We start from the raw sequence: 23,982 nt of genomic DNA on the forward strand, positions 1-23,982 counted from the left end.
TGACCGCAGCGGTAGGCGATGGTGCGGAGCGACGCTGGTGGTGACCTGCACCGAGGATCGGGAGTCCCCCATGCGCCAACTGCTGGACAAGCCACTCGCGAGCGCCGAACTCCAGGCGATCAACGCCTACTGGCGAGCCGCCAACTACCTTTCGGTCGGCCAGATCTACCTCATGCACAACGCCTTGCTGACCGAGCCTTTGCAACCTGAACACATCAAGCCACGCCTGCTCGGTCACTGGGGTACGACGCCTGGCCTGAACCTGATCTACGCCCACCTCAACCGAGTCATCAAACAACGCGACCAGTCGATGATGTACGTCATCGGGCCCGGGCACGGTGGTCCCGCCATCGCCGCGAACGCGTGGCTTGAGGGCAGCTACACCGACACCTACCCCGACGTGACCCGCGACGCCGCCGGCCTGCAAACCCTGTTCCGCCAGTTCTCCTTTCCTGGCGGAATTCCCAGCCACGTCGCACCCGAGCTGCCCGGTTCGATCCATGAGGGCGGCGAACTCGGCTACTCCCTCAGCCACGCGTACGGCGCTGCCTTCGACAACCCGGACCTCGTGGTCGCCTGCGTGATCGGCGACGGCGAGGCCGAGACCGGGCCGCTGGCCGCGTCCTGGCACTCCAACAAGTTCCTCGACCCGCGCACCGACGGCGCCGTACTGCCGATCCTGCACCTCAACGGCTACAAGATCGCGAACCCGGCAGTCCTGGCCCGGATCGGCGACGAGGAACTCACCAAGCTCCTCGAGGGATACGGCCATCGGCCCTACCTGGTCGACGGCGACGACCCCGAGCTCGTCCACCAGGCGATCGCCGCGACACTCGACGTCGTACTGGACGAGATCGCCGAGATCCAGACCGAGGCACGCACCAACCCCGGTACGCCGCGTCGCCCCTGGCCGATGATCGTTCTCCGGACGCCGAAAGGCTGGACCGGACCGCGCGAGGTCGACGGTGTCCCGATCGAGGGCACCTGGCGTGCCCACCAGGTGCCGCTGACCGGCGTACGGACCTCCCCGGAGCACCTCGCCATGCTCGAAACGTGGCTGCGCAGCTACCGGATCGAGGAACTGCTCGACGCAGATGGTCGCCCGGTCGCCGAGCTGACCGACCAGGTTCCGGCCGGAGAACGCCGGATGGGTTCCACGCCGCACGCGAACGGCGGGCTGCTCACCCGATCGCTGAATCTTCCACCCTTGTCGCAGTACGCCGTTGACGTCCCGCAGCCAGGCAGCGGACCGCATGAGCCCACCCGGGTGCTCGGGACCTTCCTCCGCGACGTGATGAGCGCCAACCTCCAGAACTTCCGGGTCTTCGGACCCGACGAGACCGCGTCGAACCGCCTCGACGCGATCTACGAAACCACCGCCAAGGCCTGGAACGCCGAGATACTCCCGACCGACGAGCATCTCGCCACCGGCGGACGTGTGATGGAGATCCTCAGCGAGCACACCTGCCAGGGCTGGCTCGAGGGCTATCTGCTGACCGGGCGGCACGGCTGGTTCTCTTGCTACGAAGCCTTTGTGCACCTGGTCGATTCGATGGTCAACCAGCACGCCAAGTGGCTCAAGGTGTCCCGGGCGCTCCCCTGGCGACGTACGATTCCGTCACTCAACTACCTCCTCACGTCCCACGTCTGGCGACAAGACAACAACGGGTTCTCCCATCAGGATCCCGGCTTCATCGACCATGTGGTGAACAAGAAGGCCGAAGTGATCCGCGTCTACCTGCCGCCGGACACCAACACCTTGCTCGTCGTCTCCGACCACTGCCTGCGCAGTCGCGGCTACATCAATGTCGTTGTCGCAGGCAAGCAACCGCAGCCCAGCTGGCTCGACCACGACTCCGCCGTACTGCACTGTGCCCGCGGTATCGGCGTCTGGCCCTGGGCGAGCAACGACGACGGCGACCCGGACGTCGTACTGGCCTGCGCGGGCGACGTACCGACTCTCGAGACGCTGGCCGCGGTGAGCCTGCTACGCGAACACGTTCCTGGGTTGAAGATCCGCGTGGTCAACGTCGTCGACCTGATGCGTCTAGAGCCCGCCTCCGAGCACCCGCACGGGCTGTCCGACGCCGAGTTCGACGCCATCTTCACCACCGACAAGCCGGTCATCTTCGCCTACCACGGCTACCCGTCGCTGATCCACCGGCTCACCTACCGCCGGCACAATCACGCCAATCTGCACGTCCGTGGTTACAAAGAAGAGGGTACGACGACCACGCCGTTCGACATGGTGGTCCGCAACGACCTGGACCGGTATCACCTGGCCATGGACGTGATCGACCGCGTCCCCGGCCTCGGCCACCGCGCGGCCGAAACCCGCCAATGGCTCACCGACCAACGCGCACGGCATCACGCCTACATCGTCGAGCACGGCGAGGACCTTCCCGAGGTCCGCAACTGGCAGTGGCCGGCTGACCTGTCCTGACACCGCCGGGCCTAGGCCTCGTCAGGCTCAGGCGGCTCCGGGTCGTCCTGGGCCAGCTTGAAGCGGTCGTCGGCCGCCGAAGTCCGATCGCCCTTCGAGTCCGAACGATCCATACCGGCGGACAATCGCGCCTGGTGCGCAGGCGCGAAGTCCACATCCCGAAGAAACGACTGCAAGCTGGCCGCCTTGTCCCGCTCGTCGGCCACCGCATCGCGCTTGTCCGCCTGCGCGTCCCGCGCGTCCGCGGCTTCGAGAATGGCGCGAGTTTCCTCCTCACGACCCGCCTGCGCGGACTCCTTGGCCTCAACGGCCTTCTCTCGCGACTCCAACGCGGCCTCGCGCACACCTGCGTCGTCCGGTCGTTCTGAAGGCGTTGGTCGCTCGTCCATCGGCTTCCCTCTCGTGGGGCACGATATTCGTCTGCCATGCAGGCGCTTGAACTCGCTCCTCACGGTGACGGCCACCGCACGATCGCCCCCTCAGACTACGGGTGCATCGCCATACTGGTCAGTGGGCCAGGGTGTCCAAGGCGCACTGACCGATTCAGCCTGTGGGCGTGCCGATCTGATCGTGCTCGAGTTGGAATCTTCACCCGCGCGGCCCTCGACCACACCGGGGCCGTGTACACGGCCGGACAGGACCCCACCACCCGCTACTAAGCCCAGCCATCACAGCCAGCGTCGACGTCATCCTCGGTGTCCGCTAACGACGATCTCCACTGCCACCGCCCACAGCTTGGACGACGATGGCAACGAGGAGTACGGCCGCACCGATGAGGCTGAGGGGCCTCAGATGCTCATGAAATGCGAGTACGCCGATCAGCGCGGCCAGCAGGGGTTCGATCAGGGCCACCACGGCGGCAGTGGACACGCGGACCGCCTTGAGGCCGGCATAGAACGAGGCATAGGCGAGGGCGGTCGGCACCAGACCGAAGTACGCGAGTAGCGGCCAGCTACCCGAGGCCGGGGTGATCCGTTCTGTCATTGCCAACGGCAACAGAATGAGGGCACCGGCACCGAGGCCCAGCATGGCGCTACTGATGGGATCTTGCTGACCACGGTTCAGCAGGGTTCCGACTGCGTAACCGGCTCCGGAAAGCAGCGAGAAGGCGATGCCCGCAATCGATGTACCGCCGGCACCGCCGCCCCCGCAGACAAGTAGGGCAAGCCCGAGTACGGCGAGCAGCAACGCACCGGTGATGCGCTCGCGAGCGCCCAGGGCAATGAAGAGTGGCCCGACGCCGAGCGAGACCACGGTAGCGACGGCGATGCCGACGCGTGGGATCGCGGCGAAATACCCGACTTGGCAAACAGCGAGGCCGAGGCCACTCAGGAGGTACCGCAGTGGGGCGGCCGCGAACTCGTGGACAGTCCGGCGCCGCCCGAGCAGGCGGCAGGCGACAGCCAGCCAGACGGCGCCGCCGACAAGACGCCAAAAGGAGATCGCTGTCGAGTTCAGGCCGCTGTACTGAAAGAGCAGGGCGCCGGTGGGGCCGCCAGTGCCCCAAGCAATTCCGGCCAAAGCGACGTACAGGAGACCGCGCGCCGACGACGGCGCGAGACGGTGATACATCAGACACTCCAGGGTGTTCGCACGAAGAGATCGGGGCGTCTGCGAACAGCCCAAAGAAGCCCAGGTCAGAACCCTGGGCGCGCTGAGGTTTGCCGTCCGCTAAACCGCGGTCGGCGGAGTGATGATTCGATGCACGTCGGCGACCTTAGCAACCCGCCGCCCCAGCCGACGACCCGTTTTGGCTCACGGCCGGGTCGTGATGGTGTTCGGCGCCGGTTCCAGTGGGGCTGGGCTCAGCAACGGCCAGGCGGCAGCGCTGACTTACGCCCGAGCAGGCGCAGCGGTCGCTTGCGTGGATCGCGACCCAGCCGCGGCAGACCGGATCACCAAGGAGATCAACGCAGCAGGCGGTACGGCGCTCGCCGTACAGGCCGATGCAACTCGTGAGGACGACGTCGCACGTGCCGTGGCCGAGGTCGTCGCCGCGTGGCAGCCACCCGGTGGACTGCACAACAACGTCGGAGTCCCGATCAGCGGCGCAGTCGTCGAAACGCAGCACTCTTCCTGATGAGCGACCGCGCAGCCTACGTCAACGGCGTCCTGCTCCCGGGCGACGGCGGCCTGGCGGCCCGCGGTGTCTGACCTTGCCGACCGAGAAGGCTGACTGTGATCACCCATCGCCTACCCTCGACAGCGGCCACCAGCTCAGTGAGCTGAACGGCCGGTCAGGCGAGCAGTGATGGCGCTTCGAGGGGACCGAGCCAGGCGCCGAGCGGGGGCCGGTTACCCTACGGCAGTGCCGACGAACACGGGGATCGACCCGGACGAGCTTGCCATCACCCTTCGGGTGCTGAGCCGGCTCCACGACCTCGAGCCCAACCATCCCGACGTCCAGGCGGTCAAACGGGCGACCGGTTACATGTGGAAGCTGCTCAAGAAGTCCCGTCGGGGCGCGATCCGCGAGGAGCGTCAGGCGCACGACCGGAGCATCATCGAGCAGACGGCGACCGGTTCGCCGGCGCGGATCGACGACGAGACCGCCGGCATCCCGCTGGTCTCGACCGCGCCGGGGTCGTTCGCCGGGGAGCTGCGCACCGCCCGCGGCTGCTACATCTGCAAGACGGACTACACGCTGGTCGACTCGTTCTACCACTGGCTGTGCCCGTCCTGTGCCGCGAAGAGCCACACGCGGCGCGACCAGCGCACGGACCTGACCGACCGCCGCGCCTTGCTCACCGGGGGGCGGGCGAAGATCGGCATGTACATCGCGTTGCGCCTGCTGCGCGACGGCGCACACCTCACCATCACCACCCGCTTCCCGAAAGACGCGGTGCGCCGCTTCTCGGCGATGCCCGACGCCGCCGACTGGCTGCACCGGCTCAAGATCGTCGGGATCGACCTGCGCGATCCCGCCCAGGTGATCGCCCTGGCCGACGACGTCGCCGCCGCGGGTCCGCTCGACATCCTGGTCAACAACGCCTGCCAGACGGTCCGCCGGTCCCCCGGGGCCTACTCGCAGCTCGTCGCGGGCGAGTCGTCGCCCGTCGCCCCGCTTCCCTACGGGCTGGAGCAGCCGGAGATGGTCACGTTCGAACACGTCTCGGAGGCACACCCTGCCGCGATGGCGGGGGCGCTGACTGCCTTGTCGGTCGCCCACCACGAGGGGCAGTCGCAGGACGACGCCGTCGCAATGCACACCGCGGCGTCCCTGACGGCGCTGACGCTTCGGGCGGGCTCGGCCTCCCTGGAGGCCCACCTGGCCGGCACGGCTGTCGACGCCGGCGGGCTTCTCCCCGACCTGCAGACGAGCAACTCGTGGACCCAGGTCGTGGACGAGGTCGACCCGCTGGAACTCCTGGAGGTCCAGCTCTGCAACTCGATCGCGCCGTTCCTGCTCATCTCCCGGCTGCGGCCCGCGCTGCGGGCGGCGACGTCCAAGGCGCGCCGCGGGTACGTCGTCAACGTCTCGGCGATGGAGGGGCAGTTCTCCCGCCGTTACAAGGGCCCGGGGCACCCGCACACCAACATGGCCAAGGCCGCCCTCAACATGCTGACCCGGACCTCCGCGGCGGAGATGTTCGAGAAAGACCGGATCTTGATGACCGCGGTGGACACCGGGTGGATCACGGACGAGCGCCCACACCAGGAGAAGCTGCGAATCGCCGCCGAGGGCTGGCATGCGCCCCTCGACCTGGTCGACGGCGCCGCCCGCGTCTATGACCCGATCGTCCAGGGCGAGGCCGGAACCGACCTGTACGGCTGCTTCCTCAAGGACTACGAGCCGTCGCCCTGGTAGAGGTCCGGTCGATTACCAGCCGCGCTCGGCGAGGCGGTGCGGCTGCGGGATCTCGTCGACGTTGATGCCGTGGTCCAAATGGTCGACTCTCGTATCGGCGCAGACAGTACATACATACTGGTCAGGTCACCTCGGTTCACTGGCGAGGTTCTGGTCGTCGCCGGAGCGCCGAGGCCACGTTGATGTGGGCAAGATCGCGTGAGCCCCGCACCCATCCACAGGCGAGTTCATCGGCGGACCCCTGCAAGAATGCGTTGTCGTGAACCATGTGCTGGACCTCGGGTCCCGGAAGTTCTGGCGACTGGTCGGCAGGCCTGTCGACCTCGCCGCGAACCACTCCTGGCTGCGCGCCCCGATGAGTCGTTCCTCCGCGGTCGGGGACGGCTGGCTTTCCGCCGAGGCTGCGCACCACGGCGGCACGGTCGACGAGGGTGCCGCGACCACAGGTCCTTCAGCGGGCCCAGCACCCGGCCTGCTCCCTGCGATGACCATCCTCGACGGCCCCGGGTTCGACGCCTCCCGACTGGATCCACGGATCCGCGACTTCTATGAGCACACCGCCGCCTGGCACATGGAGGTGTGGTCCGGATGGTCACCGCTGTTCTGGCCGGCAGGTGAGCTGATCGCGCGCTTGTTCGGCCGCCGGGTGGAGCAGCTGTCTCTGCCGATGCGCCCGCTTGACGTCGCGTACGGAATGGACAGCCAGGTCCGCGTGATCCGCGACCGTGACGGCGAGCAGGTCGGCGCCGCGTGGCTGCGGACGCTCCGGCCGTCGGGCCGCTACGTGTTCAGCGGCTGCTACTCGGCGCGGCGTCTCCCCGGCGCGGCGCAGCCGAGCGTCCATGTCGCGTTCCCACTCGAGTCCGGGAACGTCCAGATCTTCCTACGCCCGGTCATCAGCGACGACGGCGGGCTTGTCCTGGAGTCGCCCCCAGGGCGATTCGGACAGGACGGCGCGTACGTCGTTGTCCACGACAACGGACGGGACTTCGCGGCGCGCGTCCCGCTCCACGAGACCTTCCGCCTGTACTGCGACTCCTACGGGGTGCTCCGCACCGACCACGAGCTGCGGATCCGGAGCACCTGGATGATGCGTCTGCACTACAAGATGGAGCCTGCCCGATGATCCACACCTTGCACCTCACCGAGGCCGTTCAGGCGGGCGACGTCTCCCAGAGCCAACTCCGGAGGCGAGACCACGGCACCTGAACCCTGCCGGGATCCAAAATTGCTGCGCCCCGATCGACCAGTCGTCAATACCGGCGAGATCGACAGCCCGCACCCGGTTTGCGCTGGTATCTGAGGCGAAACGGCACCAAGTCCGGTCGACGCTCGGCAAGGCGATGAGCGACGGGGAGCTGGTCTACGTTGATGCCACAGCCTTCCGCAGCCGCTCGATGCAGCGGGCAACTTCCAAGGAGATACCCGGACCGAACACCGGCGACGTCCGGTCTCGCCGCGGTGGGTGAAGGTTGGTGCCGAAAGCTGGAAGCGATCTGGACTGAGACTGTTGTCACCGGCGGGAGTGGCGGCTGGAATCCGGATCCGTCTAATGCGTCGCCGACCAGGAGCACGCATTAGGCGACAAGTACCAGGTCGTTGGTCAGGGAACGCTCGCGGTGTGCCCAGGCCTGTCGCAGATTGACGCCGAAGAGGACGGCATACGCCGTGAGCACCCACGTCAACCAGAGCCTGGCGACGAGCACGAAAGCGCCGGCGACGATGCAGATCGGCATCCAGACTATCGCTGCTCGACAGTAGCGGGCCGGCCGAAGGGCCGTCAGAATGCCGGTCAGCCGCCCAACTGCTCGGGTACGCCGCCACCCAGGCGACCGCGGCCGCGATGAGCCAGGGCGACCAGCCTGCGAGAGTTAGCCCCCTCGACACCGGGAAGCCGAGGAAACCCCATGCGCCGTGCTGAGGGGGACGAGCGGCTTCGTCGATCGGCGCATGGGTCCATCTCCTCGGAGTCGGCCCGATTCAGGACGGTTTGGGAGCGCCGGGGCGGGCGTAGCGGATCCAGGTGATGGTGATGCACATGACCGCGAAGGCCGCGCCGATCGCGTAGAAGGCGACGGGCGACACGATAGCGAGGCCGACGCCGAAAAGAACGGGCCGAAGGCGGCGATACCGCTGGTCCAGCCGATCACGCCACCGGCCTGAACCGCTTCAGGCCTGCCCGGAACATGGTGAGCAACGACCCGCGCACGTACGGGTGGCGCACGCGTGACGGCGAGTACTCGTACCAGGAGAACGACGCGCCCCGCGGACACCCGCGCGGCTCGTAGTCGGGGCTGTCCGGACCCGTCGTCGGGTAGTCGGTGGCCTGGTGCTCCCAGGTGATCAGCTCGTCCTTGACGAAAACGTTCCACGAGCACGACCCGGTGCAGTTCACACCGTGCGTCGACCGCACGACCCGGTCGTAGCTCCACCGATCGCGGTAGAACGACTCCCAGGCACCGGAGCCGATCTGGTGCAGCGTTCGGCCGTGGTCGCCACCGTCTCCTTGGTGAAGAACCGCCGGACGCCGAGCAGCGCCTGATGGCCGGGAAGCCGGTCGTTCGCCTGTCCGAACAGGACTCTCGGCCCCGGCTTTCGGCCCCGGCACCGCGATCGGATTTGCAAAGTTCTTCAAGTCACTACATGATGAAGTCACCAGATCGAAGGGCGGAGACCTGATGAACAGCGGTGAGTTCGCGGTCGATCTGCGGCGCCGGGTGCGCGAGGCACGACAGGCGCTAGCAGAAGCGCGCGCCGAGGACGATCTGTACGCCGCCGACGTTCGGCTCGGTGAGCTCGACAGCATGCTGAGGCTGGCAATGGAGCACGGCGTCGAGGTCGGCGACGTGAGTGTCGACCGGTGAGCGCGCCCGTTCCGCTCTACCAGGCCAAGGCGGAGTTTTTCCGGATCCTGGGCCACCCGGTCCGGATCAGAGTCCTCGAACTGCTCCAGGACGGTCCACGGCCGGTGCGCGACCTGCTGGCCGAGATCGGCATCGAGGCGTCCAGTCTGTCCCAGCAGCTCGGAGTTCTGCGCCGCTACGGCATCGTGGTGTCGCACCGCGAGGCGTCGACGGTGGTCTACGAGATCGCCGGTGGCGACATCGCGGAGCTGATGCGGACCGCGCGCCGCATCCTCACCGAACTGCTGGTCGGCCAGAGCGAGTTGCTCGCGGAGCTGCGTGAGGCCGAGGCCGTCAACCGATGAGCGTGGCTCACCGGATGCTCGCTCTGCTTCCGGCCCGTAACGACCTCGCGGCCATGGTTCGTCAGCCCCGGCGCGACCTGATCGCCGGTCTGACCGTGGCCATCGTCGCCTTACCACTCGCGCTGGGATTCGGGATCTCGTCCGGTCTCGGCGCCGCGGCCGGTCTGACCACCGCTGTGGTCGCCGGGGCGCTGGCAGCCGTGTTCGGCGGATCTGCCTTACAGGTATCCGGTCCGACCGGCGCGATGACCGTCGTACTGGTTCCGATCATGCACGCGCACGGCGCGGGCGGGGTCCTGACGGTCGGGCTCATGGCCGGGCTGATCCTGGTCGGACTGGCGGCTGCCCGGGCCGGACAGTACATGGCCTACGTCCCCGCCTCGGTGGTCGAAGGATTCACCCTCGGCATCGCCTGCGTCATCGGGCTGCAACAACTGCCCGCCGCGCTCGGCATCGACCCACCGGAAGGCGACCAGGTCGTCCTCGTCGCCGCCCGCGCCGTCGCGTCGTTCGCCGGCCACCCGCACTGGACGGCTGCTGCTGTCACAGGAGGTGTCACGGTGGTCATCCTGGTCGGGGGACGCCTGCGGCCCACGATCCCGTTCTCGATCGTTGCCGTCCTCGCAGCGACCCTCGTCACGAATCTCGCCGGACTCGAGATCGCCCAGATCGGCCAGCTCCCCCACGGCTTGCAGTCCCCGTCGCTGGCCTTCATCGACCCGTCGGCACTCTGGTCATTGGCCGGCCCCGCACTGGCCGTGGCCGCTTTGGCCGCGCTGGAATCCCTGCTCTCCGCAGCTGTCGCCGACGGCATGGGCGTCAACCACAAGCACGACCCCGACCGCGAACTGTTCGGCCAAGGGCTGGCCAACCTGGTCACGCCATTGTTCGGCGGAGTGCCCGCTACCGGAGCGATCGCCCGAACGGCCGTCAACGTGCGGTCTGGGGCAGGGTCGCGCCTGGCCGCTCTGGTCCACGCCGCCCTCCTCGCGGCGATCATCTACACCGCCGCCCCCCTGGTCGGACGAATCCCACTCGCGGCTCTGGCAGGCGTCCTGCTGGCCACCGCCGTACGAATGGTCGAGGTCGGATCGGTCCGCGCGATGACTCGCGCAACACGCGCGGACGCGATCGTCCTCGCACTCACCGCCATCGCGACCCTCGCACTCGACCTGGTCAAGGCCGTGATCCTCGGGCTCATCGTCGCCGGTGCGCTCGCGCTCCGTGCAGTTGCACGCAGCGCACGGCTGCAGCAGACACCCCTCGACCACGACCTCCCCGGCGACCACACCGCGGAAGAGCGCGCTCTACTGGACGAACACATCGTTGCCTACCGCATCGACGGGCCGCTGCTGTTCGCCGCCCACCGGTTCCTGCTGGAACTGTCCGAGGTCGCCCACACATCGGTGATCATCCTGCGCATGTCGGCAGTCAGCGCGATCGATGCCAGCGGCGCCCTCGTCCTGAAGGACGCGATCGAGAAGCTCCAGCACCGCGGGATGACCGTCCTCGTCTCCGGCATCCGCCCCGGCCATCACCGACCGCTGGACGCCCTCGACGTGATCAGGACCCTCAGCGCCGAAGGCCGCGTCTTCCCCAGCACACCCGAGGCCATTCGAGCGGCCCGAAACCACCTGCAGCACCACGGAATCCTGCACCCGGGTACCACCGCGGCACCGCCCATCCCGCAGTAACTACCGGACTATCAGTACAGGATGTTCACCGCCGGGTCGGACTCGCGGGTCCGACGCCGAACCCGGTCTCGTTCCGCGGACGAGACCGGGTGAGGGACGACTGCGACGGGGCAGCGGCTCGAGGCGACGACTCGGCGGACGACCGGGTTGACGGCCGCCAACGCCGTACTGCGGGCGCCGACGACCAGCAGCTCGGCCGTCCTCGACTCGGTGAGCAGCGTCGTCGTCGCCGACTGCGTGCTGACCAGGCGTCGTACGTCGACATCCGGGTACTCATCAGCCCGACCGGCCAGAGCCTCGGCAAGGATCCGTTCGGCCTGCGGACCCCGGTCGCCTCCGGCATGGATGACGAGGAGCGGCACAGCGCGCGCCGCCGCGGCCTGGAAGGCGAAATCAAGAGCCTCGACAGACAATTCGGTGCCGTCGATACCGACTGCGACTCCGCGTGCCGTGGAGGGCTCCCAGGACACTGGAACGCTCACGGTGGGACGGCCCACCCGGACTGCCAGCGTCAGGTCAGCCCGAGCGGTGAGCAGCCGATGAGACGGCCGGCCCTCACTGCCGGCCAGCACCAGCATGCGCACGCCGATGGACGCAGCCGGGATTACCTTCGACCGCGGGCCCTCGCCAGTCGTCACCGTCACGGACAGATCAGGGCCGCCTAGGCGGCGGGCGACGTCGACGGCCTCGAGCAACCTCGGCGAGGAAACCAGGTCCGGTACGTCCAACCTGCTCACCACCCTGGTCGACGTTGCGGCGATCGCGTACGGCGCCACCAGAATCAACGCAGCACCGGCTGCCACAAAGGATGTTGATCGGGTAGATGCAGCGCCTTCGGCGGCTCTAATGGAGTGCGGCCTCCAGCGCACGCTTCGCGGCAGTGGCGATCGAGGGCGTCATACCGAGCAGTTCGTACGCACCCAAACGTACTACGGCTGTCGCGTCAGTTTCGCGGACACACATCCCGGTCTGCGGCTACGCCATCAGATGTCAACCGTCGCCGAGCAGCAGTCGGAGCACGCGGGCTCAGCAGATGCTGGACGACCGACGCCAGTCGTTGGGACTGGATCGGCTTGATGAGGAAACCGGCGGCGCCGACACCCGCCGCGTCGGCTCGAAGATTCTTCGTGGAGACCGCCAGAACGGGGATGCCTAGTTCTTGCCGCAGCTGCCGGCAGAACAGCATGCCTTGCCCGCCCGAGACGAGGAGATCGACAACGGCGAGAGCCGGTGTGACGCTTCGCACCTCGGCAACGGCCTGATCCACGGTGGATGCAACCGTGACTTCGTGTCCCTGTTCGTGCAGGAAGTATTCCGAGAAGCTGGCCGCGTGCGAATCAGGATCGACCAGAAGGATGCGCGCCGGAACGCCGGCGAGGACCACTGAGGCGACTGGCAGCGGCACTTCACCGGCCAGATGATCCTCCAGCAAGCGGAAGGCCGCGCTCCAGGTCTTCCCAATGGCCAGTTGATCGCAGACGAACCGCAACTGCCGGACCTGCGCCTTCGAGTAGGCGCGTTGCCCGTCTGGGCTCCGCGGAGGCACCACGACGGGGTAACGGACTTCCCAGGTACGCAACGTCGTCATCGAAACGCCGAGTATGCACGCGAGGGCACCGATGCTGTAGGTGGGCTGATCAGACATTCGTCAAGCCGTCCTGATCGCTCGCAGACCGCTGCGCGGCCTTCACACGGCCTCGCTGTTTCCCCGGGCAGCGGCGATCACCAGCCGGATCGTCTGCGGAGCGGAGCCCTCTACCGGAGGCATTCCCCCGGTGACCTCAGTGATCGGGGCGAGCAACAGGTGGCCGACCACGGTGACGGCCCAACGGCGACGCTGCTGGTTGTCGACTGCATTGACTTCGAACACAGCCACGTACCCACGAGCGGCAGCGAGCAGTACCTCGGCCTGGCTGGACCTGAACAGGATCGAGCCCTTCTCAAGCTTGAACCTGGTCAGCCACGTCGCCGGCTTACCGGCCGCGGTGTAAACCAACCGGCCGATCACGGCAGTGGGCAACTGTTGCAGGCAGTCAGCCTGGCTGAGCCGGCGCTGACCGTGGGTGCTTGGTTCCGCAGCGCCACTCGTCGCGGCAACGGGTGCGACCGTTCGGAGGGGCAACTGGTCCGCTAATTCGCTCATGGGTTGCCGTCGTCTCCTCGGTGTGATGGATTCTGGGTGGCCACCGGCCGAGCATCGATGGGGTCTCGGCTTCTCGGCGATCTCGTCTGAGTGGATCCGCGAGCCAGATCCTGATCGCGCTGCAGGCTCAGCCGCTCCTCGAGGCAGACATCCATCCAAGCCAGCAGTTCTGCGGCCGCCGCCGCTCGACCGCACTTGCGCGCCGCACTGAGGCGGACCACCACGATCGCCAGCGCAACATCGATCTCGGCGACTGGATCAGCGCCGGACCATACCCCCAGCCGCTCGAGAACCGGCATCGGCGACTTCAGGTGATGCGCTGTACGCCGTTGGCGTGGAGCGCCAGTTCCTCTGCTCACAGAAGGACACCCCGGCGCTGCTGCATGACAGTGCTCCGCTGTCTCGAGATGCCGTGAGCTTCCAGGGCCATCGCGAGGTCTGCGTGAACGACGGGAGCGCCGATACATCCGCCGAGGTCCTGCCGATGGTCGGCATCGCCATCGATCATCGGGGCTCCGGCGAGCTCCAGGGTCCGGCCCTGGTCGGCGAACTGCCCGACTGCGGCCGAGACGGCCTCGCGTCCCGCGTCGGACCATCCATGGAGACCGGAGAGGTCGAGGATGACAGTCGTCGCGCGCGTCAAGATCCAGCCGGTCGCACCGTTGAACCGAGGCAGGGCCTCCGCGCCGAGGTACCCGGTGACAGCCATGACACCCACGGCACCGAATTGCTCGTACCGCCATTGAATCGTCACGTCTCTGACTCTGCCTCCGGACCAGCCGGGACAACCGGCCTGATGTGGACGCGGGTGCCGGTGAGGGCGGCTCGGCGGACAATCTCCGTCACGCCTGCCGCATCGGTCACCGTCGGCTCGGAATCCGCCGTGGCCGCCGGAGAGTGAGTGACTTGGTAGCGCATCGCTGCCTTTCGTGTTCCGTAGTTCAAGGGAACAACCTCGCAAGACTTGCAAACTTCTTCAATTCATCATGCCGTTTATTGTACTCATTGTGAACCCGAACGCCAGTGCCAGTCGAGGGCGACGAAGTAGGTGAGGACACACCTGCTCTTGGAAGGCCGCGTCGGCGATCGTCGCGCACACTTTCTTCGGGCCGCCGCCAAACTCATGGCCACGGCGAAGTGCTGGCGCTAAAAGATGTAGAAGCCGGTCACGGCAGTGGGCAGAGCGCCGAGGATGAGCCAGGGCGAGAATGGTGTGCGCTGGAAGATCAGCCGCACGCCGGCGACCGTCAACAGGCCGATGACACCGGACATGATCCACAGGCCGACACCCCGCCCGTGGTCAGTCTTGGCAACGCCGATGCTGTAGACAGCGAGCGATACCGCCGGGACGCTTCCGATGTGCACCACAATGACCGAGGCGACCCAGCGCTGAACGGTTTCGATCTTCATACGATGTGCGGGACGGCGGCGGGTTTTCACAGATTGTTCCCTGCGTCGGACTGATTGAAGCTCTTGCTGGTCAAGGCGAAGTCGGGAGCGATCGTGTCGGCCAGGGCCACTGTCAGAGCCGGCCAATTGAAGAAGGACGGGTCGACGATCTTCCACCGCGAGATGGAGCTGTCGGGCCCGAACTCGATCCGGTGAGCGATGGTCCCCCGCCATCCCTCGACCAGTCCGACACCGGAGGCACTCCCTGCAGTGAGCCAGGTGGGTTTCGTGGTCTCCGCACTGAGCGGTGGCCGGACTGCGATGAGCTGCCCGAGCAGGGCAACGGAGTGCTGGATCTCATCGGCTCTGGTAAGGAACCGAGCCAGGACGTCTCCGGTGCTCCGGGCAGTGGAGACGACGCCAGCCGTCAGGGCGGAGAACGGATGATCTCGGCGAGCGTCGAGATCGCATCCGCTCGCGCGGGCGACGTACCCGAGGGCGCCAAGATCGCGAGCGTCCGCCGAGCTCAGCACGGCAGTGCCGTCCATGCGGTCCTGGACGGCACTGTTGCCAAGTGCCAGGTCAACGATCTGCCGGAGATCGGACCCGATCGCGATCAGGGCGCCGGGGTCGGGCAGAGCACGGACGCGGGTGACACCCGGCGCGATCACCCCACGGAGCAAACGGTCACCGGTTACCTGTCGGTTGATTCGAAGCAGCTGCTCGCGGACCTGCTGAGCCTGAGCGATGGCGAGACCGTGACCCACGTCGTCGCAGAGGGCCCCGATATCGGTGACGTGGTTGTACAGCCGCTCGAGCTCGAGCAGGATGGCCCGCAGAACCTGGTTCTCTGCAGTGACCGGCCAGTCGCGGGCTTCCTCGACGGCCAGGCAGAACGCGAGTGCGTGTCCGACTGTCGTGTCGCCGCACACCTGCTCGGCCAATGGGAGGGCGTCGGCAATCAGCCTGCCTTCGGCCTGCTTCTCGATGCCTTTGTGGGCGAGGCGCAACCTCGCCTTCAGCTGGAGGATGCTCTCGCCGACGGCGGAGAACCGGACCTGCCCCGGCGCACCCTCGATGCCGAACTGGTCCTGCAACTCACGCTCGAAGCGGCCTGCCGGGAGGGAGATTGCGGCGAGGCTGGGCAGCTGCGGAGCGGACCGGCTGGTACTCAGGACCAGCTCGACGCGGCGGTCGGGCCGGGCTGCGACAAACAGGTAGACGACACGGAACGCGTCCGGGTCGTCATGCCCGGCGATGAGCGCAAGCCGGTAACCGCTGTCGAGCAGCGCGGCGGCGCGGTCAGCCAGAGATTCGGAAGTGACTTTGACTTGGCGCCGATTGGGGTAGGTTCTCCGCTCGGGGCTCATTCACCACCGGCCGGCACAGCGCGCGGTCGCTGACAGTCCCGGCGCGCAGGCTCCGGCTCCGCGATCTGTCTCGCGGATCGCCCCTAGCGGCGCTCTCACCGCACCGCCCGCTTCTTCACTCGCGACCGTCCGGCTGCCACCGCATCCGCGCGGAGCCCGTCGAGCAGCTCAGCCTGATCCGACAACACCGACGTCAGGATCACCCGGGCGACCATCAGCAGCTCGGCGACCTGCGGGCTCGTCAACGAGTAATAGACCTGTGAGCCTTCCTTGCGGGTGGCAACCAGACCGGCCCGGCGAAGAACTGCGAGCTGCTGCGACAGATTCGAGGCTTCCAAGCCGATCTCCGGCAGCAACTCCCCCACCGACATCTCGTGCTCACTGAGGAGCTCGAGCAGCCTGATCCTGGCCGGGTGCCCCAGGGTCCTGAAGAACTCGGCCTTCAGCTGGTGCAGTGGTGTGGTCATCCTCTGCCTTCCGTCGCTTCACAGGGCATACGCCATGTATGTGATCATGAATTGAAGAAGTCTGCAATTCTTGCGTACTGCGCAACCACAGTCCGCCGTCGGCCGCACCTGCCGGCCGCGGGACCGCGGGTTTCAGAAGCCGGTGACCATCATGTCGTCGATGTCGTAGCTGAGGTTGTTCCGGACGGCGATGACACCAGCCACCCGCGAGATCGCGAAAGCTGCCTGCTCGACCTGGCTGCGGTAGACGACTGAGCCATCGAGTTCGACGATGCCTGCACACACCTGGACACTCAGATCCGCGGACCCTCGGGCCGGCCTCGAGCCGCCGGGATCGACCACGGCTCGCACTTCGGCGGCGATCTCGTCGTCGGGACGCCGATAGGCGGCCAGCAGATCGCGTCTCGTCAGCAGGCCGGTCAGATACCGCTGACCGTCGACGACGCACAGGGCCGGCAGGGCTGCAGTCACCAGGCGGGCGGCCGCCGCGCCGACCGGTGCGTCGGCCGAGATGGTCGGCGGCGGCGAGGTCATCAGTTCGGCTGCCGTGACCGCCCGCGCCTTGCGACGGCGGCGACGCGCCGCACCGCCGCCGAGCACAGGAATCGGATCGATGCCGCCATGGAACTCAAGATTCGCCAACACGTCCAGCTCGGTGACCATCCCCACAGGTAGCCCACCTGAGACCACTGGAATGGCGCTCACGTCGGCCGCAAACAGGGCGCAGGCGACCTGTTTGAAGGAGGCGTCCGGGCGAACGCTGATCGGCGATGTAGTCATCACCGCCCCGACAACCGGCTCAGCCATTCGCACCCTCGTCGCAGACTTGCTAAGATTCGCAACTACTCAACTGATAAACATCATGCCTCAAGGGAGCAGCCAGTGCACAGGCCTCTGTACGAGCGGAAGGCCGAGTTCTTCAAGACGCTCTCCCATCCCGCGCGGATCCGCGTCCTGGAGCTGCTGAGCGAGCGCGACCACTCTGTCGCCGAGATGCTGCCCGACGTCGGCATCGAGGCCTCGAACCTCTCCCAGCACCTGGCTGTCCTGCGCCGGGCCGGTCTCGTCACCACTCGCAAGTCCGGCGCGACCGTCATCTACTCCCCCGCAAGCCCCCACGTCGGACAACTCCTGGCGGTGGCGCGCCAGATCCTGACCGGGCTGATCAACGATCAGGTCGAACTCCTTGCGGACCTGCGCGAACCCGTCGGCCACGGCACAAGCTCTCGGCCAACCTGAACTGCGGCCGCCTCGCTGCCCCCTTGGCTCGTTGCCCGGCGAGGCGGCCGCACCTTCCTGATCGCGACTTGTGCGGCGTCACATCGGCTTTCCCTCATGACTGGCGAGTCGCACGACGAGGCGATGGCCCCGGCGGAGTTCCGTGGCCATCATCGTGCTCAGAAGGTGCGGATGGTGGAAGTGAAGGTGATGCTGCCGATGGCAGCGGTGGGGCTCCGTTACGGGTACCGGTATCTCGAGAGCTCGGTCTCGAGGCGGCGATAGCGCTCCTCCAGGTCTGCGCGCTTGGACTGCGACGGTTTCGGTTGCTTCGACACAGGGTGCATCGCACTGTCCACCAGGCGGGCGAACTCTGGTAGGTCGGCGTACCGCGGGATTTTCCGCTCGGGTGCGTACTGGGCCAGGGCCCGGCGTTCCCAGCCGCCGTTGGACGGTGGGAACCGGATGAGGTGGTGCAGCACCTCCTCCCACGCCAGCCTTCGATCGGCCTTCGGTACGGCGATCTGCTGCAGAAGGATCGTGAAGACCGTCGACGATGCGACGCTGGCGAGCACCCGAGCGTCCTCGAAGAACGGTACCGAGGTGAGCGTGTCCTTCGACATCAGTGAGTGCGAACCGACGATCTCGTTGAAGGCCCCGTTGTCGGACTCCAGCGCGAAGACCGAGCTCGCCCGCTGGTCGAGCTCGGCGGACTTTGAGTTGCCCTCGGCAAGCAACTTCTGCAGGTCGGCCACGGCGAACTGCAGAAGGAAGCCGCCGGCCCCCGGCGCCTCGGTCGGGAGCTGCTCGGCCTTGCGGTCGATGGCGAACGCGGCCAGCAGAGCGTCGCGCCCCTTGGCATTGAGGCGGCCGCGCTTGACCAGGAAGCGAACGAACTGGTCGTAGTTGCTCTCGGTGTTGCCGTCGTCCTGCAGTCTCGGTTCGAGGGCAGCCGCGTGGCGTTTGAGTTGCAGCTCGAGTTCGGTCTCCTTGACGGTACGCCGCGGCGCCGCTGTACCGGGTTGCAGTGGCCAGTGCTCGGGTGCGACATTGGCGGCCAGCCGGCGCCGCTCGTCGTCGCTCAGCAGCGTCAGCACCAGCGGGATCGACTCCCTGAGCTTCGGCGTCGTTGCCGCCGTGACGAGCGGCTGGGCCAACCCACCAAGGGCTTCCAAGTTGTACTGCTCGAGTGTCTCCTTCGCCCACGGCGGCACCTCCCCGGGCTTCCCGACGAGCCTCTGTTCGAGATTCTCCAGCGCATGCAGCAACGTGTGCGCTGTGTCCTGCGCCGACGGGAACGCCGGATAGGCATGCCGCAAACTCGGCGTGGACATCCTGGTTTTGCTCACTACGCCGGCAGTCTGCGTCTTCCCGCCCGCCTCGTACGCCGGGTAGCGCAGCCGGCGGAAGAGTTTGCGTTTCAACCGGACGAGCTCGGCCGGTTGCGCCGCGACGAACTCTGGCCGGCGTTTCGCGACATCGTTCACGAACCGCTGGAGGAAGGCGTCGTCACTCTCCCCCTCCACCTGGGCCGGCCGGCAACTGCGCAACTCCAGCAACTCGACCACGTTCGAATGGAAGAACCAGTCCTCGACGCCATGCAGCAGCTTGCCGGTCCGCACGAGCAGGCGTTGCCGGCCGGCTTGGTCGTCGCGTTTCAGCACCCGCCAGTCGTCCTCGATCCCGGCGAGTCCTTCGGCCAGGTAGGCGACATAGTGCGCGTCCACCGCGTTCATCACGCCAACCTCGCCGTCGGTCAGGGTCGCCTGCCGCCGGCTGGCTTGGTACAGCTTGTTCGCGGGACGTTTGCTCGCGTCCCACACGTACGGCGGCTGGTCGGTGTGCTCATGCGGGTAGTACTGCGTGAAGAACTCGCTGTACACCTCGTCGACGCGGTTGGCGGGGATCGGTTTGATCGAGCCCCACGGGCCGTCGACCCGGTGCGTCACGTCCTGCGCGAACAGCAGATGGGTGGTTCCTTCGATGAACAGCCGGAAGAACTCCCCGAGGTAGCCGTAGTGCTTCGCGTCGTCCCGGGCCACGCCGGGTGTGCGCTCGATCGGCATACCGAGCAAGGTGTCGATCCAGGTGTCGGCTCCGCTCAGACCGGCGTACGTGTCCGACGGCAGCAGTGCGAGGACCCCGCCGATCGCGGCCACTCCGATCCCGGAGCCCTCGATGACGTCGGCCGCCGTACCCGAAGTCAGTGTCTTCAAGTACTGCGACGCCGCGAGCCCGGCTCCGGCTCCGAGCGCGGCCAGGCCGCGGAGCAACTGGGTCTTGTCCTGTACGGCGGGGATGACGAACTCCCGCCAGATCCGTTGCTTGGCGAAGATGTAGGTGACCGGGTCGCGGAACTGCGAGACGTCGGTCAGGTAGTTGCCGAGCTCGAGGTAGGTCAGATCGTCGGCTGTCAGCTTCGCGTTGTCGAGGACGGCGGCCGGGACAGTCTCCCTGGTGAACAGGAAGATGTCCCGGTGCCGGGAGATGTCGCCCATTAGCTCAGGCCTCGACCCATTCGCCGCTTTCGTCCTGCTCCCAGACTGGCAGCGCATCGTCGGCGCGCAGCTTCACCAGGCTGGTCGGAACGCGAACGGTCCACGGGTCACCCTGCGGCACCTCGTCGCCCGGCCGGTCGAGCCGCTCGGCCAGTTCGTCCGCGATGGGCAGGTAGAGCGGGCTGGAGATGGTCGGCAGCGGGCCGCCGTTCCAGACCTCGCCGAAGGTGAGGAAGTGGTCGACCGCGCCCTCGAACCCCGGCCGGCACGGCACGGTCGCCCGGCAGTACCCGGCCTGCAGGAAGTCCACGAACGCCGGGTCTGGATCGTCGTACCCCAGCCGCTCGTCCCACTGGTCCTTGCTGCCCCAGAAGTACGGGTAGGTGACCCAGGACATGTGCTCCCACTCGAAGGCCTGCTCGAAGAAGCGGACGTACGTACCTTCGGCGGCGGCCTCGGACACATCGATCTGCGGCAGCCCGTTGACGGCTGAATCGACGACCGCGTCGAACAGGTCGAAGTGCTGATCGGTCAGGATGCTCAGGCAATTCTTCTGCAGCTCCCGGCGGATCGTGACCTGGTTCGCCCCGGGGTTGCGGCCGCGGATCGCGACGCCGGCCTGCAGCTTGAGCTGCGCCAGCTTCTCCTCGTAGTCAGAGACCTGCGCGTTGTGAGCGGTGAGCAGCTTGGCGTAGGTCTCCAGGCGCCACTTCTCCAGTGCACGGTCGGTTCGCTGGCACTTCACCTCGATCGCGATCGCGACCTGGGACGCATGGAACGAGTCGAGCGCGAAGGGAATCGAGTCGCGCTCGTCGTCCAGCGGTGTGGTCCACAGCCACTGGCTGCCCATCATCCGCTGCGTACGGCGGCCGAGGACGACATCCACGCTGGCGTCGGACTCCCAAACGTTCCAGACCCGGCCGACGCTGCCGAACACCGCACGGTAGCCGTCGTCGACGGCGATCTGGGCGGAGTGGTTGTAGTTGGTCTTGCTCTCACCGCCACCGCCTTTGAAGTCGGCGGACTTGGTGCGGAACAGCTCGGGCGGCGGCGCGACATCGGTGGCGCCGCAGACTTTCACCCAGTACGAATAGTTGCTCTCGCTGATCTGTGCCGGAGTCAGTGTGAAGTCCGGTGGCTTGGTCAGCGTGAGCGCGCTGCTGCGTGCCTGGTTCATGGCGGCAACCAGGAACGCCGCCGGCTCGGGAATCATGAAGTCGAACATCATCCGCAGGCCGTAGTTGAACATCTGGGCCTGATAGACCTTGTTCACCCACTGGTACACGCCGGAGATGTGGCCGGTGCCGGTGGTGTTGTCGAGCGAGTGGACGTTCTTCTCGATGGTCTCGGTGAGGGTGCGAACGGTCGTCCGCTGCAGCACCCGCTCGGAGATCTTGCGTGAGGTCCGCTCGGTGACGTCCTGGGAGAACGTTGTCGCGGACTTGGTCGCCTCTTCCTTCGAGCGGTTGAACGACCCCTCCGCACTCGCCGAGAACTCGACCGTCGGGCCGTAGCTGCCGGAGATCGTCAACCCGGCCTTGAGCGCGACGTCCTCCTTGATCGTCTCGCTCGCCTCCCGGCTCATCTCGAACCGGTCGGTCGTCTCGAGCTCGTGCTCCTCCGACGTACTCGTCTCGGTCTCGACGAACGTGATCGTCTCGCTCTCCTCGCGGCGGGTGTGCTCGCGTGATTTCAGCTCACCCTTGAGGATGTTCTCGATGTGCGCGACGTCGACGGCTTCGTAGCCGGTCAGTTGCTGCTTCACCAGCAGCAGGTCGGCGACCCCGGCCGGCGCGATACTCCCCTTGGTCGCCGGCACACTGCCGTTCATCGGGAGGTACGGGACGCCGAGGATGCCACCGGTTCCCAGTGCGCCCCAGCCGGTGGTGAGCGGCGTCCGGACCGAGATCAGCGCGTCGCCGAACCGGACGAACGAGTGCTTCTCCGGATGGCCGGCGACGAGTTCGAGCTCGTCGACCGTGGTGGCCAGGTCGGTTTGGAGCCGCTGGGTGACCTTGTCGAGGGGCGTCGTACCGAGATCGATACCGCGTTGCTTCAGGGCGGCCTGGGTCGGCCTGGACAGCCGATCGGTGACGCTGGACTTCAGCACGAACCCGACCTCGGCGAGGGCGAGTGGCGTGAACGCGGCACGCACCGGCAGCACCACATCGGGAGCCTGGACGAGCGTTTGCGCTAGTTCGGCGTACGGCGTACTGATCCCGAGCGCCTCCGCCCTCTCCTCGTCCTCGCGCCGCGGCACGCCTTTGACGTGCTGCTCGCGCAGGATCTCGGTGTAACTGGCCGCGCTGCTGATCGCGTGCGTCAGCACCGTCACGTCGGGCGCTCTGGTCTGATCACTGGCGACGAGCTCGGTGGCGCGGAAATGGATGGAGTCGAGACCGGCCAGTTCGGAGATCGCGCCGCGCAGTATCTCGTGCTCGGTCAGCAACTCGTCGACCCGCTTGCGGCGGTCGTCGAGGAGCTTCTTGCGTTGCTCCTCGAGCTCCTTGCGAGCATCGCGGGTGGACAGCCGAGACTTCAGTTCGAGCTCGACCGGAAGTTCGAGCGAACGGCGTCTCCGGCGTGCGGTCTCGCCCGCGGAGTGGTCGGCGGCGACATCCGCGATCAGCTCGGCCGTCCGGAGCTGACGGGTCAGCCGCTCGATCGGCAGGCCGTGCAGCTGCTGCAACACCTTGATCGCGATCAGGCTGTCGCGCAGACGCCGTACCGTCTCCTGATAGTCGTCGCCGGCCACCAGGTCCGACGCGGAACTACCGAACACCTCCTCGACCGCGTTGGCCACCTCCGACCACGGCACCTCCCCGGCCGCCTCGAGTGCGTCAACACGATCAGCAAGCTCACCGAGTCCCCGTCCCAGCGGAGTGTCCAGCACCCCGGAGACGAAGTCGGCAGAGGCGGCGAACTCCGCCGACGCGGTTTCGATCCCTGGCCGGCCGCCGCCGGAAACCACGGCGGCACGCAAGGCATCTTGGTAAGGGGACTCCTGTTCGAGCCCGATCGATGGCTGCTCTGGTGCCTGCTCAACCGCAGGCCGCAGGAGCATCAAGCGAAACAGATTCTCCATATCTTGAGGAGGCCCCCGAGTCCCCGGTAATACAGGCGCCCCAAACATCGGACGAATGAACAGCTAGTCGAAGCACGCCGCGGGGTCGTCGAAGTGACCAGGAGTACCGGGACAGGCGCTGCCGGTGACGAGTGCAGCGAGACGGTGAACTGGGCCGGAGCATCACCGGTATCGAGGTACTGGTTCGCCACCCCACCGCGGTCGCCGAGGATCGCGCACCGGTGCCGGTGTCGTTCCAGTCGAGCCGATCTCGTACTGGTCCCTTGAACCACGTTGCCCCGAGCACCGTCGTGCTCGCTACCCGAGCCGGCGACGACCGCACCCTTGTCGAGGAGTTTCGGCGGTGCGCCACTGAACAACTGGCCGGTCCGCCGTCGGGAGCACGATGAGGCAAATCAGCGGCTACGGATCCGTCCTGGCAGATCGGGTTCAAGCTCGAGGTGTGTGGTTAAGGTGCGTGTCCGGCCTCGGACACGAAGTGAGTAGCGGGTTGTCCACTCAGCAGACGGATTGACGAGTGCCGCGGAGCGGCTCCGCGGAGCTCGAACCATCTGAAACTCGCCCTGCAGCGGGCGGCGCTCGTCACGATGCCAAGTGGGCCGAGCGTCAGTCTCAACGCCTGCCATCGCGTCAGCGCTGGCCCGTTCAGGACCAACGGC

The 23,982-nt window shown here is 67.1% G+C and carries 23 protein-coding genes and 2 pseudogenes; 9 read left to right on the forward strand and 16 right to left on the reverse strand.

Annotated features, from left to right (window positions below; all coding sequences use genetic code 11):
* Positions 1 to 70: 70 nt before the first annotated feature.
* A complete protein-coding gene (locus E1263_RS07205) occupies positions 71 to 2,443 on the forward strand; it encodes a phosphoketolase family protein (RefSeq protein WP_132166385.1) in 2,373 nt (790 codons plus the stop codon).
* A gap of 11 nt (positions 2,444 to 2,454) precedes the next feature.
* Here E1263_RS07205 and E1263_RS07210 read toward each other — a convergent pair whose 3' ends face one another.
* Both E1263_RS07210 and E1263_RS07215 read right to left on the reverse strand, forming a co-directional pair.
* The gene (locus E1263_RS07210; RefSeq protein ID WP_132166386.1) at positions 2,455 to 2,832 is read right to left on the reverse strand and encodes a hypothetical protein; all 378 of its coding nucleotides are present in this window, start codon (positions 2,830 to 2,832) and stop codon (positions 2,455 to 2,457) included.
* 313 nt (positions 2,833 to 3,145) lie between these two features.
* The gene (locus E1263_RS07215) at positions 3,146 to 4,015 is read right to left on the reverse strand and encodes a DMT family transporter (RefSeq protein WP_132166387.1); all 870 of its coding nucleotides are present in this window, start codon (positions 4,013 to 4,015) and stop codon (positions 3,146 to 3,148) included.
* 199 nt (positions 4,016 to 4,214) lie between these two features.
* Here E1263_RS07215 and E1263_RS07220 point away from each other — a divergent pair, with 199 nt between their 5' ends.
* From E1263_RS07220 to E1263_RS07235, 3 genes are all read left to right on the forward strand, one after another.
* Positions 4,215 to 4,523 carry an SDR family NAD(P)-dependent oxidoreductase gene (locus tag E1263_RS07220; RefSeq protein ID WP_238161114.1) on the forward strand — a complete coding sequence of 103 codons (309 nt, stop codon included), beginning with the start codon at positions 4,215 to 4,217 and terminating at the stop codon, positions 4,521 to 4,523.
* Between the two features lie 228 nt (positions 4,524 to 4,751).
* Positions 4,752 to 6,251, forward strand: coding sequence for an SDR family NAD(P)-dependent oxidoreductase (locus tag E1263_RS07230; RefSeq protein WP_132166389.1), 1,500 nt, complete (start codon positions 4,752 to 4,754; stop codon positions 6,249 to 6,251).
* A gap of 259 nt (positions 6,252 to 6,510) precedes the next feature.
* Positions 6,511 to 7,377 (forward strand): hypothetical protein, encoded by an 867-nt coding sequence (locus E1263_RS07235; RefSeq protein ID WP_132166390.1) that lies wholly within the window; start codon positions 6,511 to 6,513, stop codon positions 7,375 to 7,377.
* Positions 7,378 to 7,828: 451 nt separating this feature from the next.
* Here the strand turns inward: E1263_RS07235 and E1263_RS43555 are convergent, their stop codons facing one another.
* From E1263_RS43555 to E1263_RS44295, 3 genes and pseudogenes are all read right to left on the reverse strand, one after another.
* Positions 7,829 to 8,047 carry a YwiC-like family protein gene (locus E1263_RS43555; protein ID WP_337590273.1) on the reverse strand — a complete coding sequence of 73 codons (219 nt, stop codon included), beginning with the start codon at positions 8,045 to 8,047 and terminating at the stop codon, positions 7,829 to 7,831.
* 19 nt (positions 8,048 to 8,066) lie between these two features.
* Positions 8,067 to 8,231 (reverse strand): annotated as a pseudogene (locus E1263_RS44290) (YwiC-like family protein); the annotation flags it as partial.
* Between the two features lie 181 nt (positions 8,232 to 8,412).
* Positions 8,413 to 8,859: pseudogene (locus E1263_RS44295) on the reverse strand (hypothetical protein); the annotation flags it as partial.
* A gap of 70 nt (positions 8,860 to 8,929) precedes the next feature.
* Here E1263_RS44295 and E1263_RS07260 point away from each other — a divergent pair.
* The 3 genes from E1263_RS07260 to E1263_RS07270 are packed head-to-tail and all read left to right on the forward strand — an operon-like array spanning position 8,930 to position 11,153.
* Entirely contained in the window at positions 8,930 to 9,115 is a 186-nt protein-coding gene (locus E1263_RS07260; RefSeq protein WP_132166392.1) for a hypothetical protein, read from the forward strand.
* A complete protein-coding gene (locus E1263_RS07265; RefSeq protein WP_132166393.1) occupies positions 9,112 to 9,459 on the forward strand; it encodes an ArsR/SmtB family transcription factor in 348 nt (115 codons plus the stop codon). Before E1263_RS07260 ends, E1263_RS07265 begins: the two co-directional genes overlap by 4 nt.
* Positions 9,456 to 11,153 (forward strand): SulP family inorganic anion transporter, encoded by a 1,698-nt coding sequence (locus tag E1263_RS07270; RefSeq protein ID WP_132166394.1) that lies wholly within the window; start codon positions 9,456 to 9,458, stop codon positions 11,151 to 11,153. The genes E1263_RS07265 and E1263_RS07270 overlap by 4 nt, the downstream gene beginning before the upstream one ends.
* Before the next feature lie 11 nt (positions 11,154 to 11,164).
* On the opposite strand, the gene E1263_RS07275 is transcribed toward E1263_RS07270, so the two are convergent.
* The 9 genes from E1263_RS07275 to E1263_RS07320 all read right to left on the reverse strand — a co-directional run bounded on the left by E1263_RS07275 (position 11,165) and on the right by E1263_RS07320 (position 17,329).
* Positions 11,165 to 11,956 carry a universal stress protein gene (locus E1263_RS07275; RefSeq protein ID WP_132166395.1) on the reverse strand — a complete coding sequence of 264 codons (792 nt, stop codon included), beginning with the start codon at positions 11,954 to 11,956 and terminating at the stop codon, positions 11,165 to 11,167.
* 140 nt (positions 11,957 to 12,096) lie between these two features.
* Positions 12,097 to 12,798, reverse strand: a complete 702-nt coding sequence (locus tag E1263_RS07280) for a response regulator (protein ID WP_132166396.1) — start codon at positions 12,796 to 12,798, stop codon at positions 12,097 to 12,099.
* A 42-nt stretch (positions 12,799 to 12,840) separates the two neighbouring features.
* A complete protein-coding gene (locus tag E1263_RS07285) occupies positions 12,841 to 13,296 on the reverse strand; it encodes a pyridoxamine 5'-phosphate oxidase family protein (RefSeq protein ID WP_132166397.1) in 456 nt (151 codons plus the stop codon).
* Entirely contained in the window at positions 13,293 to 13,595 is a 303-nt protein-coding gene (locus tag E1263_RS07290; protein ID WP_132166398.1) for a hypothetical protein, read from the reverse strand. The genes E1263_RS07285 and E1263_RS07290 overlap by 4 nt, the downstream gene beginning before the upstream one ends.
* 56 nt (positions 13,596 to 13,651) lie before the next feature.
* Positions 13,652 to 14,050, reverse strand: a complete 399-nt coding sequence (locus E1263_RS07295; RefSeq protein ID WP_132166399.1) for an anti-sigma factor antagonist — start codon at positions 14,048 to 14,050, stop codon at positions 13,652 to 13,654.
* 392 nt (positions 14,051 to 14,442) lie between these two features.
* Positions 14,443 to 14,736 carry a hypothetical protein gene (locus E1263_RS07305; protein WP_132166401.1) on the reverse strand — a complete coding sequence of 98 codons (294 nt, stop codon included), beginning with the start codon at positions 14,734 to 14,736 and terminating at the stop codon, positions 14,443 to 14,445.
* Positions 14,733 to 16,055, reverse strand: coding sequence for an NADH-quinone oxidoreductase subunit D-related protein (locus tag E1263_RS07310; RefSeq protein ID WP_132166402.1), 1,323 nt, complete (start codon positions 16,053 to 16,055; stop codon positions 14,733 to 14,735). The genes E1263_RS07305 and E1263_RS07310 overlap by 4 nt, the downstream gene beginning before the upstream one ends.
* 95 nt (positions 16,056 to 16,150) lie before the next feature.
* Positions 16,151 to 16,522: an ArsR/SmtB family transcription factor gene (locus E1263_RS07315; protein ID WP_132166403.1), complete on the reverse strand. Its 372-nt coding sequence runs from the start codon at positions 16,520 to 16,522 to the stop codon at positions 16,151 to 16,153.
* A 132-nt stretch (positions 16,523 to 16,654) separates the two neighbouring features.
* A complete protein-coding gene (locus E1263_RS07320; RefSeq protein ID WP_132166404.1) occupies positions 16,655 to 17,329 on the reverse strand; it encodes a CBS domain-containing protein in 675 nt (224 codons plus the stop codon).
* Between the two features lie 75 nt (positions 17,330 to 17,404).
* On the opposite strand from E1263_RS07320, the gene E1263_RS07325 reads away from it, so the two are divergent.
* Positions 17,405 to 17,761, forward strand: a complete 357-nt coding sequence (locus E1263_RS07325; RefSeq protein ID WP_132166405.1) for an ArsR/SmtB family transcription factor — start codon at positions 17,405 to 17,407, stop codon at positions 17,759 to 17,761.
* Positions 17,762 to 17,979: 218 nt separating this feature from the next.
* On the opposite strand, the gene E1263_RS07330 is transcribed toward E1263_RS07325, so the two are convergent.
* Positions 17,980 to 20,238: a hypothetical protein gene (locus E1263_RS07330; RefSeq protein WP_132166406.1), complete on the reverse strand. Its 2,259-nt coding sequence runs from the start codon at positions 20,236 to 20,238 to the stop codon at positions 17,980 to 17,982.
* A 4-nt stretch (positions 20,239 to 20,242) separates the two neighbouring features.
* A complete protein-coding gene (locus tag E1263_RS07335) occupies positions 20,243 to 23,323 on the reverse strand; it encodes a hypothetical protein (RefSeq protein WP_132166407.1) in 3,081 nt (1,026 codons plus the stop codon).
* A 131-nt stretch (positions 23,324 to 23,454) separates the two neighbouring features.
* Here E1263_RS07335 and E1263_RS07340 point away from each other — a divergent pair, with 131 nt between their 5' ends.
* On the forward strand, positions 23,455 to 23,712 hold the full coding sequence (locus tag E1263_RS07340; RefSeq protein WP_132166408.1) for a hypothetical protein: 258 nt from the start codon (positions 23,455 to 23,457) through the stop codon (positions 23,710 to 23,712).
* The last annotated feature ends 270 nt before the right edge of the window (positions 23,713 to 23,982 follow it).

The organism is Kribbella antibiotica, assembly GCF_004349055.1.
Lineage (GTDB): Bacteria > Actinomycetota > Actinomycetes > Propionibacteriales > Kribbellaceae > Kribbella > Kribbella antibiotica.

Excerpts from the sequence above, each read along its gene's own strand:
- E1263_RS07280 (WP_132166396.1), bottom strand. The coding sequence starts at position 12,798 with ATGTCTGATCAGCCCACCTACAGCATCGGTGCCCTCGCGTGCATACTC.
- E1263_RS07260 (WP_132166392.1), top strand. The coding sequence starts at position 8,930 with ATGAACAGCGGTGAGTTCGCGGTCGATCTGCGGCGCCGGGTGCGCGAG.
- E1263_RS07205 (WP_132166385.1), top strand. The coding sequence starts at position 71 with ATGCGCCAACTGCTGGACAAGCCACTCGCGAGCGCCGAACTCCAGGCG.
- E1263_RS07215 (WP_132166387.1), bottom strand. The coding sequence starts at position 4,015 with ATGTATCACCGTCTCGCGCCGTCGTCGGCGCGCGGTCTCCTGTACGTC.
- E1263_RS07320 (WP_132166404.1), bottom strand. The coding sequence starts at position 17,329 with ATGGCTGAGCCGGTTGTCGGGGCGGTGATGACTACATCGCCGATCAGC.
- E1263_RS07270 (WP_132166394.1), top strand. The coding sequence starts at position 9,456 with ATGAGCGTGGCTCACCGGATGCTCGCTCTGCTTCCGGCCCGTAACGAC.
- E1263_RS07330 (WP_132166406.1), bottom strand. The coding sequence starts at position 20,238 with ATGGGCGACATCTCCCGGCACCGGGACATCTTCCTGTTCACCAGGGAG.
- E1263_RS07290 (WP_132166398.1), bottom strand. The coding sequence starts at position 13,595 with ATGCCGGTTCTCGAGCGGCTGGGGGTATGGTCCGGCGCTGATCCAGTC.
- E1263_RS07310 (WP_132166402.1), bottom strand. The coding sequence starts at position 16,055 with ATGAGCCCCGAGCGGAGAACCTACCCCAATCGGCGCCAAGTCAAAGTC.
- E1263_RS07285 (WP_132166397.1), bottom strand. The coding sequence starts at position 13,296 with ATGAGCGAATTAGCGGACCAGTTGCCCCTCCGAACGGTCGCACCCGTT.
- E1263_RS07335 (WP_132166407.1), bottom strand. The coding sequence starts at position 23,323 with ATGGAGAATCTGTTTCGCTTGATGCTCCTGCGGCCTGCGGTTGAGCAG.
- E1263_RS07315 (WP_132166403.1), bottom strand. The coding sequence starts at position 16,522 with ATGACCACACCACTGCACCAGCTGAAGGCCGAGTTCTTCAGGACCCTG.
- E1263_RS07210 (WP_132166386.1), bottom strand. The coding sequence starts at position 2,832 with ATGGACGAGCGACCAACGCCTTCAGAACGACCGGACGACGCAGGTGTG.
- E1263_RS07220 (WP_238161114.1), top strand. The coding sequence starts at position 4,215 with ATGGTGTTCGGCGCCGGTTCCAGTGGGGCTGGGCTCAGCAACGGCCAG.